We start from the raw sequence: 15,789 nt of genomic DNA, 5'->3' as shown, positions 1-15,789 counted from the left end.
ATGGCCTTTTTTTGTTCTTAACTGGGCAAGGATTACACCAATTTAGTTAGATGTCAAATTATAGTAAATAAAGTGACGTGTTATGGAAGAAACAGTTCAAGCAATTCATTGAGGAATAGTTTGCCTTTTTCGGTGGTTTTAACACAATTATTTTTCCATGCCTCGGTGTCTAATAAACCCTGTTTCAATGCAGTTTCACAGGCTTTTATCAAAGGCACTGGTAACGTTTGGTAGGTAAATCGCTCATAGTCCTTTAAATCGAATGTTTCGAATAAGCGTAATCGGTTCATCATGAATTCAAGAGGTAGGTCTTCTTGTTCTATGGCGTCTTTAATAACGAGCGCTTCTGGCAGATTGTTAAGGTAATGGTTTGGGTGTCTGGTCTTTCGTGTACGAAATATTTGACCATTACTCAATGTTATCTTGCCATGGGCTCCAGCGCCAATGCCGATGTAATCGCCAAAGCGCCAATAGTTAAGATTGTGTTCGGCACGGCGATTGATTTTTGAGTTGGCTGACACTTCATACTGAACATATCCATGTTGGGTAAGCAGAGCTTGACCTTCATCTTGAATACCCCATAAGGTGTTGTCTTCTGGCAATGTGGGAGGACGGCGATAAAATTCGGTGTTTGGCTCAATGGTCAATTGATACCAAGATAAGTGCTCAGGGTTAAGCTTTATCGCGAGAGATAAGTCTTCCATGGCCATTTCTAGGCTTTGATCGGGTAAGCCGTGCATCAAATCGAGGTTGATATTGTCGAAGCCAGCCGCTCTAGACTTATCCACAGCGTGTATGGCTTCGTCTCGGTTGTGGATTCTTCCTAGGGTTTTCAACAGGTTTGGCTGGAAACTTTGAATGCCAATGGAAAGCCTATTAATGCCTGCTTGGCGAAAATGGCTGAATTTTTCCTGCTCAAACGTGCCCGGGTTGGCTTCCATGGTGATTTCGGCGTTGTCCGCCCACGTGAGTTTTTCGCGCAGAGCGTCCATCAAACGGTAGTAAAAGCCTTCGCTCATTAAGCTGGGCGTGCCGCCGCCAATGAATGCCGTTTGAATCGGACGGCCAGCAACATAAGGCAAATCGGCGTCTAGGTCGGCGAGCAATTGTGCCAAATAAGCGTCTTCAGGCAGCTTGCCATTGGTTTCAAAACGATCAGCTTGATGAGAGTTGAAATCGCAATAAGGGCACTTGCGAACGCACCAAGGTAAATGAACATACAAACTCAATGGTGGCAACTGAATGCTCACAGTTGACTGCTTTGTTGCTGGAACGCTGCGAAAAGTTGCTTTAATGCTTTTGCCCGATGACTTATTTGGTTTTTAACTTCTTTTGGCAGGTTTGCTGCACTGCAACCACATTCAGGAACGTAAAACACGGGATCATAGCCAAAGCCTTCTTGACCTTCGTTTGATGTCATTATTCGACCTTCCCAAACGCCATGGAATACTTTTGGAGTGGGGTCATTTTCATGGCGCATATAGGCTAAAACACAATGAAAGCGGGCGGTGCGTTCGAGTTCAGCGACGCCGTCTAATTTTTCCAATAGCAGGGTGTTATTCGCTTCATTGTTACCGTGTTCTCCGGCAAAACGCGCAGAGTAAATACCAGGAGCACCCTTAAGGTAATCTACTTCAATACCGGAATCATCTGCCAGTGCTGGCAAGCCTGTTTGGGCGCAAGCGTTGCGCGCTTTTAGAATCGCATTTTCAATAAAGCTTAAGCCATTCTCTTCGGCTTCTTCGACATTAAATTCGCTTTGCGGTTTAACATCGATGCCCATATCGCTGAGTAATGCATTAAATTCTTTGATTTTACCGGCATTGTTGCTGGCTAAAACGATGGTTTTATTCACCGGAGTATCCTCTTAATATTTTGTCAAAAAGACGGCTTATTGGCCGCCTTGTTGTTTAATTTAGGGTTCAATGTACGGCTTAACGACTAATGTGGAAAATTGCCGTTTCACTGAAGAGGTTTGGCATAGAACGAATCCACCAGTGGTCTTTTAGGTGCCCATCAACCGCGGCCCAGCGCAGAATTTTGATGTCTTTCTCGCGGCATAAACGCTCAAAATCTTGAAAGGTAAAAAAGTGGATGTTGGGTGTGTCGTACCAGTTGTAGGGTAAAAAATCCGAAACCGGCATACGGCCTTTTAGTGCAAGATGAAGTCGGCTGCGCCAGTGACCAAAATTTGGAAAGGTGATAATGCATTCTTTGCCAATACGTAACATTTCATCGATCAAAAGATCAGGTCGACGAAATTGTTGTAGAGCGTGTGTCATCAGTACTAGATCAAAGCTTTGATCTTCAAAGTTCTGTAATCCTTCGTCTATGTTTTGCTCTAAAACAGAAATGCCTTTCTCTATACAGGTATTCAAATCTTCAGGACGAATTTCCAGTCCATAGCCGTTGACCTGCTTGTTTTCAATCAGGTGATGGAGCAATTCCCCCGGGCCACAAGCCAAGTCGAGTACGCGTATGCTGGGCTGGATCCATTCATCGATCATTTCTAAGTCAGAGCGCATTAATTGGCCTCCGTCGTTAAGCGATTAGCAACGCGAGTTAAAAAAGTACTTAACACCGCCATGTAGCGCGGAATAGGGAAAAGAAACGCATCATGACCTTCTTCAGCTTCTATTTTTGCGTACGAAACAGGTTTGCCTGCTTTGATGAGTGCATTGACAATTTCTTCGCTACGCTCCGGTGCAAAACGCCAGTCGGTGGTAAAAGAAACCAACAGAAATTCGCATTGCGCTTTGCTCAGTACCGCAGCTAAATCACCATCGGCTTGCGCAGCAGGATCAAAATAGTCGAGTGCTTTGGTCATCAACATATAAGTATTGGCATCGAAGCGTTTGGTAAAGGCTTCGCCTTGATAGCGTAGATAACTTTCCACTTCGAACTCAATGCCGTAATTGTATTGGTAACTGTCGTGACGCATTTGGCGACCAAACTTAGCGCCCATGGCATCGTCCGATAAATAGGTAATGTGACCTAGCATGCGAGCAAGACCAAGGCCGTTGGTTGGTACGGATTTGTTGTCTAAATAATTACCGTCAAAAAAATCTGGGTCACGGCGAATAGACTGGCGCGCGACTTCATTGAAAGCGATATTTTGAGTAGACAGTTTTGGTGCTGAAGCGACAATAACCGCGGCTTTCAAACGATCAGGAAAACGGATACTCCATTCTAAAACTTGCATGCCACCAAGACTGCCACCAACAATAGCCGCAAAGGTTTTAATGCCAAGTAAATCGGCCAACCGGACCTGACTTTGAACCCAGTCTTCTACGGTGACAATGGGAAAACTCGCTTCCCAGCGCTGTCCTGTTTCAGGGTTAATGGTGGTTGGGCCGGTAGAGCCACCACAACCCCCTAAATTATTAAGAGCGACCACAAAAAAACGAGTTGTATCGATGGCTTTGCCAGGACCAATGGCAGAATCCCACCAGCCTGGCTTAGTGTCCGTCACGGCATGATAGCCTGCCGCATGATGGTCGCCGCTTAGGGCATGGCAAATCAAAATGGCATTAGACGCATTTTGGTTCAGTGTGCCATAGGTTTCGTAAGTGAGTTGATAAGAAGACAAAGTTTGTCCGCAGCACAGCGCCAACGGTGTGTCGAATTGCGCAATCTGTGGCGTAACAATACCAACAGAGTCGGCTGGAATGACGTCCGGCATAGTTATCCTAAAATAAAGCCCTAAAAGAGGGTGCTCGAATTCCCGTGAAGAAGCGTGGGAGGGTTCATCGATGAATGATGTACACAGTCTAGCGTTTGCGCCTAGTGTCATCAAGAGATTGATAGTGCCATCAAGGGATTGAAGGGAAAAATAGCCATCAATTTAAAAACGCTTCTATCATTCGTCAATGACATGTTAGAAGCGTTTTGTGTGGGGTAATTGTGTTTTAAACGAGCGTAAATACTTGCGTCTTACCGGCAAGTTGCTCTGAAAGTTGCTGAATTTGTTTGGTTTTATCGGCCATAATATTAATGGAGCGAGTGTCCTCATTTAATTGCTGAGCGATTTGCTCCATCTCCGTACTCATTTGAATCGCCGTGCTGGCAACCTCTTGAATAGCGTTTGCCATTGAATCGGTTGATTGTGACCCTGTCATGGCGTTGTTTTCGATGTCTCGCATGGCTTCTTCTGCTTTGCTGCCATTTTCACTGATAATTTTCAGATTATCTTGGCCACTTTCCATGGTAGTGATAGCGGTTTGTGTTGAATGTTGAATCGTATTGACGATGTCGGTAATTTTAGAGGTAGCATCAACGGTTTTTTCTGCTAACGCTCTGACTTCATCGGCAACCACAGAGAAACCTCGACCTGCTTCACCTGCTCGTGCTGCTTCAATGGCGGCATTTAGTGCCAATAAGTTAGTTTGACTGGCAAGATCGTTGATCATTGCAATGACGTTATCGATGTTTTTAGATAAACGACCAAGTTCATCAAGTTGTTGGCTCGTTATATTGACGATATTTACCGTATCCGTGATGCTATTTAGTACCATCTTGATGGTGTCTGCCCCAGACTTGGCGGATTGATACGTTTCGTTTGAGTGAGATTTTAAGGTGTTGGTGGTACTTGATAACTCATTTAACCGACTTGATATGTCATCAGTTGCACTGGCTAATGAATGCGTGCGCTGGTTCACTAACTGATTGCTGTTAGTAATGCTGAGGATAGTGTTGTTTAGGTCAGTCGACATAGTACTAACATGACTTGTTGTGGAGACAACGTCTTTTAGTACGTTCCCAAGACCGTCAGTCATTTCATTTAGAGATTGGCTCAGCTGGTCGAATTCATCATTGCGTTTTTTGTTGACCAGCGCTTTGGAGGACATGTCGCCTTTTTTGACTTTATTTAAATCCGTAATGATATTGTGCAGTGTGCTGTTAACACTGCGCCCAATGGCGATCATTAGTAGTGCCGCAGCGATGCTCACAGCAATACTGACGCCGAGAAGAGTGGCAGTTGCCTTACTTGAGCTTACTTCTGAGTCAGCCTCTGCGCGTAATATTTTTTCTTCAATAAGGCGGTTTGCTTTTAGCTGGCCTTCGTCAAATTGGCTCTTTTTGTCAGTGAATGTCGCTTCTATCGTATCGAGTCCCTCGTACTCTTTACCATACTGAAGGAGTGCATCACGATAGGCGTAGGCTTTTACACCGTGAGTACCCTGAAAACCAAAGTTTTCGATTCGACTGTCAAAACGCATGAAGCTGGCGGTGAATTCTTCTAAATTACTTTCTGTTGGGTCAGACAGGTAACTGGCTTCGCCTTTGCGTACATTCGTGAACTCGCGTTTTAAAAGAGTGAGTTTTTTAATGTCTTCACTGATTTGCAGCCCCATTTGATCTATGTTGCCACGCAGTCCAGAAGACGAGTCAAAACCAATAATATAGCGCTTATTGATCAGTGCAATGAGCGCTTGGCTGTAGTCGTTTATTTTAATAAGGTTTTCTTCGAGGACTTGTTTTAGGGCTTGGCTGTTGGCTCTTTTAATATTGGTACTAATGAGGCTGCCATTTTCTTCTATTTGTTTATTCGCACTCGCTAGATATTCATCATAATTATCCACTGATATGGATCTTATGCTATCGGCTATTTCTAGCATGTGGATGCGAACTTGATCGTTTGATGCTTGAATTTTCGAAAGGTTACGCAATTCATTATTGGCTTTTTGCTGAGAGGACAGGCCTCCCATGGCCACAAACGTCACAATAATAAACCCCATCACGGCGGTGATTAGTAGGAATAATAGCTTTGCTTTAAAGGATAGGTTTGCCAACATAATGACCTTCCTGTGAGTCGAGTCGGTTAAATGGTGTGCGTGTCAATGGCACGTCGTTATATTAGCGTATGCAAGCATCGTGCTAAAAATACAGTCTTTAATATAGCTTGTTTTTAGCTAACGTTGGTAACAAAACGTATCGTATCGCTCTATTTTAGTGCGAGAGTCCAGATTAGGAGGTGAAGTAATACAAGCCCTGCTTTGTATCAGGGCTTTAATGGGGCTTATTTGACGACTTCAAATAAACGATAAACCAACTGCCCCGCTGTTTTTTCTTTCATCAAAGACCAGTGCACGGGCAAGATAGGAAGTTCGGCTTCTTTCTCCATTTCAATGTAAACAAGTGCTCGTTTCGCGAGCCAGCCTTTTTCAAGCAAAGGAACGATTTGGGCAAGCCAACCTTTACGAAACGGCGGATCTAAAAAAACGATATCCAGCGGCGTAGGCGTTGCGGTGTCTAGAAAAACGGCGGCATTTTGCGCTGTCACGTCTGCGTTTTCAGCCTTTAACGTCGCTAAGTTGTCAGTCATTTGCTGGACAACGACTCTTGAGTTATCAACAAAGATTGCGTGCTTAGCGCCTCGTGATAGAGCCTCTAATCCTAGCGCGCCAGAGCCACAAAAGAAATCGCCACAAACGGCTCCCGGAATAGAATAATTGATCCAGTTAAATAAAGTTTCTCGGACTTTATCTGGCGTTGGCCGTAACCCTTGAACATCGGGAATGGGTAACTGGCGCGAGCGCCATTCACCCGCGATGATGCGAAGCTTGGATGCTTTTGTCTTGGTTTGACTCGAGGCATTGTTTGGGGCGTTTTTTTTCATTGGTAAACCTGAATCTCTTGGTAGGATGATGGCTTTAATAGATGTTTTAGGGCCATTTGATAGTCTTCGATTGAGAAGTTATCAGTGGCTTCTTGATAGTTGTTAGCAAATTGTTCTAAGGTGAGTTGCCCATCTTCATGGGTGACCTGAGTCGCAATAGTACTCCACCATGTTGGTGACAGCGTTTGTTGTTCGAGTTGTTGTACGAACGTCTCGAGAAGCGCTTGAAAGGCTTTTTTGTCACTCACTGAGGGGACTTGTTCAGCGAAGATCAGACTTTTAGCATTAATTAAACGGTTTTCTTCTCCTGATAGTTGGTTTGGCGCGGCAGCTATCTTGTCGCCATATTGAATATTCCACCACACCCAAGGGCGTTGAGGTGACAGGGTTAGGGCGAGCTGTACAAAACTGATGTGTTGCTGTTTGTTGAGGGTGGAAACTAAATCTGTCCCCCAAAGCTGTAGGCTTATCCATTCTTTTACAGAGGACACCGGCATCAACGCCATAGCGCTTCGAGTTTGCCAGAGGTCTCCTGTATTTTTTTGAATAACAGTACTGAGCGGTTCGTAGATAATAGACTCTGTAGATGCTTTCGATAAACGATAATCTTCACTGATAAGGTTGATTGCGCTTTGGACGATTTGCTTTGCATCAGACGACATTTCACCAATAATAAAAATGGTGGCCGCAGACGTTTTTAGACTGTGGTAATAATGAGAGACTTGCTCCAATGACACTTTGACCGTTTTTGGATCATCTTGTTGTTTGCTTTTATCAAAAAATAAAACACGTTCAAGTTGATGTTGGGCGGGGAGATTGTTCTTGTGTTGACGTTGCCAGTTGTCAAAGGTACGGTGCTTGAAATCGGGGTTCTTCAGCCAGTTACTTATCAAAGTTAAAGTTGGCATTAAATACTTAGGCTCGTTGCTTAAGGTTAAGCCAATTGTTTGGCTTTCATGGTCATAATAGCTGCTTGCGCGGGCGGCTAAAGGCATTAGTCTTTGGTTAATTGACGCGGTGCTAAGTGGCAGTGAATCACTCATCAACATCGCCAGCGTGGTTTGAATAAGTGTGGTGTCGGTGGTAACGGAACGAAATGAAAACCGAATCTCTAGTTTGTTACTGTTTTTCCATTGTTCTTGTTTTAACCAGACAACCGGAATGCCAGATGTTGTGGTCCATGTTTCAATGTGAGGTGTTGGGAGCTTAGAGCTTGGTACTGCTAGATTTAATAGCCAAATAGCCAGTGTACAAAACAGCATAATGGCCGCTAAAACCGGTCGGCTAAAGAGAGGTTTATTACTATCGGACATAATGGACCTTGAGACGATGTCTGTTAAGCGTGTGTTTGCTAAAACTAAGCCTGTTTGCGAGCCGGAATGATGTTAAAATAATCGTTTTAAAGTGTCCATGTATGTGGCGCAATGTCTAATCATAGCATTATCGCTGGTGCTTACTGTATCAGTCAAAATAAAGAGACCAATTGAATGGAATTTGTTAACCAAATTATTGTTTTTTTTACACCATATCTTGGTGAATATGCTCGTTATGTTCCTATTGCAATAGGAACACTGTTAGCGATCATCGCGTTTGTGATTCGCCGTCGTTTTGTGAGTAAAATAAATGCAGATATTACGGCAGCCAAGAAAAAGGATATAGATACGTCCGATTCAGTAGAAACTTCGATTTCTAATGAACCGTTGGATAATGCCGAGGCTGATGAATCGCTGAGTATCAATAATCAAATAGTAGAAGAGACATCAAGCGAGTCGCAACCGCCTTCTTTATCTTGGTCCCAACGCATCAAATCTGGATTGTCTCGTACTCGCGGTGGTTTAGGGAATGGTTTGGCTTCTGTTATTGGTGGTCATAAAAAAGTCGATGATGATCTACTAGAAGAATTGGAAACGCAGTTGTTGATGGCAGATGTTGGGATTGATGCCACACAGACCTTGATAAGCGGCTTAACAGATAAATTGAACCGCAAAGAATTGAAAGATTCGAATACGTTGTTAGCCCATTTAAAAGGGGACATGGAAAATATTCTTAGCCAGTCTCAAAAAGAACTTGAACCAGTGAGCCAAGATGGTCCTTTTGTTATTTTGATGGTGGGTGTGAATGGTGTCGGAAAAACAACGACCATTGGCAAGCTGGCTAAAAAATATCAGGCTGAAGGTAAAAGTGTTATGTTGGCGGCCGGTGACACATTCCGTGCTGCTGCTGTTGAACAGCTCCAAGTATGGGGCGAGCGTAATAATGTGCCTGTTGTTGCACAACATACTGGTGCAGATTCAGCGTCGGTGATTTACGATGCCATCGAGTCTGCTAAAGCCAAAGGCATTGACATTGTGATTGCCGACACGGCCGGCCGTTTACAAAATAAAGCCAATTTGATGAACGAGTTATCAAAAGTCGTTCGCGTGATGAAAAAACTTGATGAAAATGCGCCTCATGAAGTCATGTTGGTTTTGGATGCGGGCACTGGTCAAAACGCCATCAGTCAGGCTAAGCTGTTTTCCGAAGCGGTTGGTGTGAGCGGTATAACGCTGACCAAGCTGGATGGAACCGCCAAAGGTGGTATTATTTTTGCGATTTCGAAGCAGTTTGGAATACCTATACGTTACATCGGTGTGGGTGAGCAAGTAGATGACTTGCGCCCTTTTGTTGCTCAAGAATTTGTAGATGCCTTGTTTGATAGTGAATAAGTGGCAATTAGATCTTTCTTCTTTCTAATCTAGGGATGCTGAATTAGCGTGGAAATCGAATTTCAACGAGTGGGTAAAAAGTACGAGAGCGGACAAGAAGCATTATCGCAAGTGAGTTTTCATTTGCGCCAAGGTGAAATGGCGTTTCTTACTGGGCATTCTGGTGCGGGTAAAAGTACTTTAATGAAACTCATGATGATGATTGAGCGCCAAACTTCTGGACAGATCTTGGTTGATGGTATCGATTTACGCACTTTGAGCCGCCGAGCTATCCCGCATCATCGACGCCGGGTTGGTGTTGTTTTTCAAAACCATCAATTGTTATTAGATCGAAGTGTTTTTCATAACGTGGCCTTGCCTCTACAGGTGAGCGGCGCGGACCCTCAACAGATAGCAAAGCGAGTTCGTGCCGCATTGGATAAAGTGGGCTTGCTGGATAAAGAAAAATACAATCCAATGGCGTTGTCCGGTGGTGAGCAGCAGCGTGTTGGTATTGCCAGAGCGGTGGTGAATAAACCGCAACTGTTGTTAGCCGATGAACCAACGGGTAATTTGGACCCTAAACTATCCGCAGAGATCATGAATCTCTTCCAAGAATTCAATCGAGTTGGTGTAACTGTCTTAGTCGCCAGTCATGATTTGGCGTTGGTGGCGCGTATGCGTCATCGCGTATTGACCTTGAACCAAGGCCGAATGGTGAACGATGGAGGGTTTGGCTAAATGGCACAAAAGCCGAATCAACGAGGCGCGACACGCGAGTCGATTAAAGCGACCAAACATCATTGGCCGACACGGACCCCCTTTCACCCCGGTAAGTATTTCCGTCAGCATCAAGCAACATTAATGGAAAGCTTTATGCGTCTGGTGGGTTACCCATTGGCCAGTATTATGACCGTTATGGTTATCGCCATTGCATTATCGTTGCCGGGCGGCTTGTATGTTTTATTGAAGAACGTGCAATCTGTTACCGATCAGTGGGAGCAGCAATCGGTTATTACGCTCTATCTTTTCCCTGGCTTAGAAGACACGCAAGCATTGGCTTTATCGCATCGTATTTCCGCGCAAGAAGATGTGGCATCGGTTGAGTACATTTCTAAAGAAGAAGGCCTTAGATATTTCGAACGATCAAGCGGATATGAGCAGATCATGTCTTCTTTACCAGAGAACCCGTTGCCGATTGTCTTACGAGTCATTCCCAAAGAAGCGGTAGACGTAACGACCTTGTCCAACTTACAAGCGTTACGTGACCAATTGGATGCGCAAAAAGAAGTGGAATACGCAGAGCTGGATGCACAATGGTTACAGCGCCTTGCCAATATACTGAGTTTTGGTCAGAGATTTGTGTATGCTTTATCTGTCTTGTTGGTGGTTGCGGTGTTTCTGATTGTGGGGAACACGATCAGAATGGCGGTCGAAAGTCGCCGTAATGAAGTCTTGGTGATGAAGTTGGTTGGTGCGACCGATGCGTATATTCGTCGACCATTTTTGTACATGGGTTTTTGGTTTGGTGTGCTTGGTGGTTTTTTTGCCAGTCTATGTATTCTCTTGCTTAGCTGGTGGGTAAGCGCACCAGCAGAAAGATTGATCGAGCTCTATCAAAGTGGTTTTCAGCTGCAGACTTTTAATGCAGATGAGATTGTTTTATGTTTAACTATTAGCGCATTTGTTGGTGTGGTCGGGGCATGGATTGCCGTTAATCGACACATAACAAATATTGAACTGCAGTGAACATAAAGGGCTAAAATCAGTATTAAGACAATAGCCATGATTTATTCACATTTATGTCACACACCCGCAGACTTTACTTGATAGTATTTTGTCATACACAGTATGAACAATTAGAAAGGTGGAAATAGAGATGGGTAAAACTCTCCAGCCTACGGATATTATGATTCCAGGCCAGAACCTAGAGTCCTACATACAAGCCGTTAGCCGAATTCCGATTTTAACCGCTGACGAAGAAAAAACCTTGGCAGAGCGTCTTTATTATCAAGAAGACCTTGAGGCTGCGCGTACCTTGGTTATGTCTCATTTAAGGTTTGTAGTACATATTGCAAAAAGTTACTCTGGCTACGGTTTAGCTCAGGGTGATTTGATTCAGGAAGGTAATGTTGGCTTGATGAAAGCGGTAAAGCGTTTTAATCCTGAGGTTGGTGTACGACTTGTTTCTTTCGCCGTACATTGGATTAAAGCCGAAATTCATGAATTTATTCTGAAAAACTGGCGTATTGTTAAAGTAGCGACTACGAAAGCACAGCGTAAAATGTTCTTTAATTTGCGCAGCGCGAAAAAAACGCTATCTTGGTTCAGTAATTCAGAAGTCGAGTCTGTCGCTAGCGATTTAGGCGTAACGCCTGAAGTGGTTCGTCAAATGGAAGGTCGTTTAAGCTCTTCTGATATGGCATTCGATGCTTCAGCGGACGATGACGATGAGAGTGCTTTCAAGGCGCCATCACAGTATTTAGAAGACCATCGAGCTGACCCTGCGACCTTGCTTGAAAATGGTAACTGGGAAGAAGACTCGAATCAGCGACTCGAAGTAGCGATGTCCGATCTTGATGAGCGTAGCCGCAATATTCTTGTTCAGCGCTGGTTGTCTGATGCGAAATCAACCTTACATGAGTTGGCCGATGAATACGGTGTGTCAGCAGAACGTATTCGACAGCTTGAGAAGAACGCAATGAAAAAAATACGTCTTGCGATGGGCGATGGTCAATTTGATTGATGGTTAACCGCTTGTTAGTAAAGACGATTAAGCCCTCTTCGGAGGGCTTTTTTGTGGCCGAGCTTTAAGATTATTGGCTTTGTAATTGGTCGCCAGGAACAAATCGCCATGTGCGAATTATCTCCAGTTTATCCACTTCTTTTTTTAACTCCGTTGGAAAAACTTGAAAAGGTTCGGCTAAGCGAACGATCCGCATGGCGGCGCCATCTAATACTCTGACGCCTGAGGAGTGAAGTACTTCAATATCATCCACATACCCATTAGGTAGCAAGATAACGGCCAAGCGCAGCTCGCCATAGAGGTGGTTACGTTTCGCTTCTTCTGGGTAGTGTATGTTGCCAATGCGTTCAATTCTTCGCCGCCAATCATCGAGGTATTGAGCGTCCACAGCCGCCTTGGCTGAAACAGAGGTGAGTCGTCGTATTCTTGGGCGTTTTGCATAGGATTGACGTTGTTGATCGAGCAAGGCCTCTAAAGTGGCTATGTCATTAGATAGATGACTCGGAATTTGCGTTTCACCACGAAATTGTTCTTCAAGGGTTTTGGGCTCTTTCTCTGATTCATTGGCTATTTCAAAGATGGCTTTTTGGTGTTTTGTGGCTAATAAGCTTGGCTCGTCAATGGGTTCTGCAGAAGCCAGTTGTGGTTGGACTGGAGGCGAAATTTCTTGAATCGTATCGGATAAAAAACGTGAATTTTCTGTGGTGGTAAGCTTTTGCTTGCGCAGCTCTGTTCCACTTGCTTGTTGATTTGCTTGGGCGATGAAGTCAGCATCCTTTGGCGCTTTCGTCGTATGTTGAACCAAGGTCACTTCAAGCGTTTTTGGCTTAGGTGCGGGCAGTTCAAAGTCGAAGCCAATCACCATCACCATTAGCACATGAACGCTAATGGCAATGAAGAGTGCGACAGAAAATTTATCTATTGTTCGCATGCAAATATTACTGAAGACGCTTTTCTATAGCTTCTATCAAGGTCATGGCAATATTCAAGTCGAATTGAGTGTCTAATTCACGGACACAGGTTGGGCTTGTGACATTGATTTCGGTGAGGTAATCACCGATAACGTCTAAGCCAACAAACATCAGCCCTTTCTCTTTTAACGAAGGGATAACTTGGTCGCAAATCCAACGGTCACGATCTGTTAATGGTCTGCCTTCTCCACGCCCGCCCGCGGCTAAGTTGCCTCGGGTCTCACCTGAGGCTGGAATACGCGCGAGTGCAAATGGCACCGGTTCGCCATCCACAACAAGAATACGTTTATCACCTTGTTTTATCTCAGGGATAAACTTTTGCGCCATAATCTGTTCAACACCCATGTTCGTTAGTGTTTCAATGATTACACTAACGTTGGAATCGTCAGGCTTAATGCGGAAGATAGACGTGCCACCCATGCCATCTAGCGGTTTGAAAATCACATCGCCATGTTCTTTATGAAAGTTTTTCAGTAAATCAGCACGTCGGGTAACTAATACCGGTGGGCAGCATTGTGGAAATTGGGTGGCAAAAAGCTTTTCATTGCAGTCGCGTAAGCTTTTGGGATTATTGACAACAAGAGCGCCGTCTCTTTCTGCTTGTTCCAAAATCATGGTGCTGTAGACGAATTCGCTATCAAATGGCGGATCTTTTCGCATTAAAATTACATCTAGCTCGCCTAATGGCATTTTGCTTTCTTCGCCTAGATCATAAAAATGAGCAGGATCTTTATGAACATTTAGAGGGCGAGTCATGGCGTACGCTTTGCCATTGTCTAAAAACAAGTCTTTCTGTTCCATGTAAATAAGTTGCCAGCCCTTTTCTGCTGCAGCCCATAGCATGGCGAGTGACGTGTCTTTTTTGTAGTTAATGGATGAAATTGGATCCATTACAATGCCGAGTTTGATAGTCATAGAGTGGTTCCTAAAGCGAAAGCAACGTCTGGATACGTTGATGAGTCTATTAATGGGTATTGATGCTATAGAAATATGGGGGCGCTGAGAAGAAAAAACACCCATGACGTGCAGATAGTTACCTTGGCGAACAAGCCCACCAGCGCAGGCATTTTTTAAATGACGACGCTGGTTTGTTTTTAAAAGCAAAATCCTTGGTTATTTGGCTATAAAATGGCGCCCAATAATGTATTTTTTCAAAGTATGCTGCGCTTTTTAATGATTACCAACTTCCTGTATTACCACCGGCATCAAGAAAAAGCTCACTTTCTTGTGTGCTCTGAGTGTTATTTGTTGGTGAAGATTGAGGTGATGTAGAGGAATCCTCTTGTATCGTATTTTCAGCCGCTTTTAGCTCATCAACGGCGTTTAGGCGAGCCGTCGGTGGCGCTTGTTTTTTATCAAACTCATCATTAAAACCAAGCAACTGAGGGCGATAAATACGAAAGGCACGCATCAGTTCACCCTTTGCATTAAAGAGACGAAATTCAGAGAAGAGTTCATCATAGTCTGCGTTCACGTAGTCTTGGCGAGCTTGGAACAGCTCATTTTCATTATCAAGTACGTCTAACAGTGTACGACGCCCTAGGCGAAATTGTTTTTCGTACGCTATTTGAGACTCTTTCGTGGCAATAACATATTGTCGGAGGTGTTCTTTTTGGCCATTAGTGGCTTCAAAAGCCGCCCATGATAGTCGAACGGTGAGTTCTGTGTCTCTAATGGTTTGACGTCGTATTTCTGTTGCTTGAACATTTTGCTGAACCGCGGCTTCTTTTTTTCGTTTGTGTGTTCCACCGCTGTACAGGTTATAGTTTAGGCGCACCATAGCAAGCAAGTCTTCGCTTGAGCCTTCTCTACCGTCTATATTATTATTCCATGTCCGCTCTACGACAAAGTTCACGCTAGGATAGTTGTCAGCATCGATGACTTTTTGGAGACTTTCTGTTGCGGCAACATCCCAATACGCCCCTTCGATTGCTGGGTTTTTCTTCAGTGCTTCATTGATGGCAGAATCCAGATCCTTTGGCAGCAAGTCGTTATCAGGTACGGGGTAAATAAGATTTTTAGGTGGAAACTCTCCAACGATATTGTGATAGTTACTTTCCGCATCTGTCAGGTTGTTGATTGCCGCGAAGTGATTCGCGTGTGCCTTAGCAAGACGAGCGGTTATTTGGCTCAGGTCTGATTGACGTCCAATGCCAGAATCACTTTTTAGTTTGATTTGCCCATAAATGCGTTCGTGTGTTTTTAAGTTCAGTTCGGCAAGAGTAACGAGTTCACGGTATCGTAAAATGTTGGCGTAAACTTGAGCGACTTCGAGTGCGGTATTTTCTACTGCAATCAGCGCAGCCCAGCGCTGGGCTTCTGCTTCACTGGACAGTCGTTCCACGTCGTTTTGTGTCGAAAAGCCATTGAAAAGAGGTTGATTAAGCGACAATGTTAACTCTCGGCGAGTCAGGTCGATATCATCCGAGGTGGCGTTATCCGCGTAAGTGGTTTCGTGCCCTATCCCAGCGGAGATGTCCGCGCTCGGGTAATAGCCGGAACGACGAGCTAACTCAGTGTTTTCTTTAAACTCGCGATATTGCGCAATAGATTGCTTAACAGTCGGGCTGTTTTCTATTGCGGTATACGTTGCCTCTTCGAGTGAAACGGCTTGTGCGGTGGCCGGTAAAAAAAGCGTCCCTGTATAAACCGTGCAAATCATAACTATTCGGTAAAACATGCAATCATTTATCCTTTAATATGTTCAGCTCAAATCTTAACGTTATTTATGCCGTGAATATGTAGCGATTCTGTTAGTGATCTCTACAT

The 15,789-nt window shown here is 44.3% G+C and carries 14 protein-coding genes; 4 read left to right on the top strand and 10 right to left on the bottom strand.

The window, feature by feature from the left end; all coding sequences use genetic code 11:
- Nucleotides 1-80: 80 nt before the first annotated feature.
- From hemW to M3I01_RS16770, 7 genes are all read right to left on the bottom strand, one after another.
- The gene (hemW, locus tag M3I01_RS16800) at nucleotides 81-1,250 is read right to left on the bottom strand and encodes a radical SAM family heme chaperone HemW (RefSeq protein ID WP_275565205.1); all 1,170 of its coding nucleotides are present in this window, start codon (nucleotides 1,248-1,250) and stop codon (nucleotides 81-83) included.
- Nucleotides 1,247-1,855 (bottom strand): RdgB/HAM1 family non-canonical purine NTP pyrophosphatase, encoded by a 609-nt coding sequence (gene rdgB / locus M3I01_RS16795; RefSeq protein ID WP_255897065.1) that lies wholly within the window; start codon nucleotides 1,853-1,855, stop codon nucleotides 1,247-1,249. Before rdgB ends, hemW begins: the two co-directional genes overlap by 4 nt.
- A gap of 79 nt (nucleotides 1,856-1,934) precedes the next feature.
- Entirely contained in the window at nucleotides 1,935-2,525 is a 591-nt protein-coding gene (gene metW, locus M3I01_RS16790) for a methionine biosynthesis protein MetW (RefSeq protein WP_275565204.1), read from the bottom strand.
- Nucleotides 2,525-3,682: a homoserine O-succinyltransferase MetX gene (gene metX, locus M3I01_RS16785; RefSeq protein ID WP_255897064.1), complete on the bottom strand. Its 1,158-nt coding sequence runs from the start codon at nucleotides 3,680-3,682 to the stop codon at nucleotides 2,525-2,527. The genes metW and metX overlap by 1 nt, the downstream gene beginning before the upstream one ends.
- A 226-nt stretch (nucleotides 3,683-3,908) precedes the next feature.
- Complete coding sequence (locus tag M3I01_RS16780) at nucleotides 3,909-5,795, bottom strand: methyl-accepting chemotaxis protein (protein ID WP_255897063.1); 1,887 nt, start codon at nucleotides 5,793-5,795, stop codon at nucleotides 3,909-3,911.
- 224 nt (nucleotides 5,796-6,019) lie between these two features.
- On the bottom strand, nucleotides 6,020-6,619 hold the full coding sequence (gene rsmD, locus M3I01_RS16775) for a 16S rRNA (guanine(966)-N(2))-methyltransferase RsmD (RefSeq protein WP_255897061.1): 600 nt from the start codon (nucleotides 6,617-6,619) through the stop codon (nucleotides 6,020-6,022).
- Nucleotides 6,616-7,932, bottom strand: a complete 1,317-nt coding sequence (locus tag M3I01_RS16770; RefSeq protein WP_255897060.1) for an insulinase family protein — start codon at nucleotides 7,930-7,932, stop codon at nucleotides 6,616-6,618. The genes rsmD and M3I01_RS16770 overlap by 4 nt, the downstream gene beginning before the upstream one ends.
- Nucleotides 7,933-8,106: 174 nt before the next feature.
- On the opposite strand from M3I01_RS16770, the gene ftsY reads away from it, so the two are divergent.
- The 4 genes from ftsY (at nucleotide 8,107) to rpoH (ending at nucleotide 12,049) form a co-directional block, all read left to right on the top strand.
- Complete coding sequence (ftsY, locus tag M3I01_RS16765) at nucleotides 8,107-9,324, top strand: signal recognition particle-docking protein FtsY (RefSeq protein ID WP_255897059.1); 1,218 nt, start codon at nucleotides 8,107-8,109, stop codon at nucleotides 9,322-9,324.
- 48 nt (nucleotides 9,325-9,372) lie between these two features.
- The gene (ftsE, locus tag M3I01_RS16760) at nucleotides 9,373-10,044 is read left to right on the top strand and encodes a cell division ATP-binding protein FtsE (protein ID WP_112135244.1); all 672 of its coding nucleotides are present in this window, start codon (nucleotides 9,373-9,375) and stop codon (nucleotides 10,042-10,044) included.
- A complete protein-coding gene (gene ftsX / locus M3I01_RS16755; protein WP_255897058.1) occupies nucleotides 10,045-11,052 on the top strand; it encodes a permease-like cell division protein FtsX in 1,008 nt (335 codons plus the stop codon). It begins immediately after the preceding gene.
- Between the two features lie 130 nt (nucleotides 11,053-11,182).
- Nucleotides 11,183-12,049, top strand: coding sequence for an RNA polymerase sigma factor RpoH (rpoH, locus tag M3I01_RS16750; RefSeq protein ID WP_112135240.1), 867 nt, complete (start codon nucleotides 11,183-11,185; stop codon nucleotides 12,047-12,049).
- A gap of 70 nt (nucleotides 12,050-12,119) precedes the next feature.
- Here rpoH and M3I01_RS16745 read toward each other — a convergent pair whose 3' ends face one another.
- The 3 genes from M3I01_RS16745 to M3I01_RS16735 all read right to left on the bottom strand — a co-directional run bounded on the left by M3I01_RS16745 (nucleotide 12,120) and on the right by M3I01_RS16735 (nucleotide 15,700).
- Nucleotides 12,120-12,980: an energy transducer TonB gene (locus M3I01_RS16745; protein ID WP_255897057.1), complete on the bottom strand. Its 861-nt coding sequence runs from the start codon at nucleotides 12,978-12,980 to the stop codon at nucleotides 12,120-12,122.
- Between the two features lie 7 nt (nucleotides 12,981-12,987).
- Nucleotides 12,988-13,935: a glutathione synthase gene (gene gshB, locus M3I01_RS16740; protein ID WP_255897056.1), complete on the bottom strand. Its 948-nt coding sequence runs from the start codon at nucleotides 13,933-13,935 to the stop codon at nucleotides 12,988-12,990.
- A 262-nt stretch (nucleotides 13,936-14,197) separates the two neighbouring features.
- On the bottom strand, nucleotides 14,198-15,700 hold the full coding sequence (locus M3I01_RS16735) for a TolC family outer membrane protein (RefSeq protein ID WP_255897055.1): 1,503 nt from the start codon (nucleotides 15,698-15,700) through the stop codon (nucleotides 14,198-14,200).
- Nucleotides 15,701-15,789: the final 89 nt, after the last annotated feature.

Origin of the sequence: Marinomonas maritima (assembly GCF_024435075.2) — a bacterium.
Taxonomy (GTDB): domain Bacteria; phylum Pseudomonadota; class Gammaproteobacteria; order Pseudomonadales; family Marinomonadaceae; genus Marinomonas; species Marinomonas maritima.
Note: the sequence above shows the minus strand (reverse complement) of the source record. Positions and strands in the feature narration are given on the sequence as shown.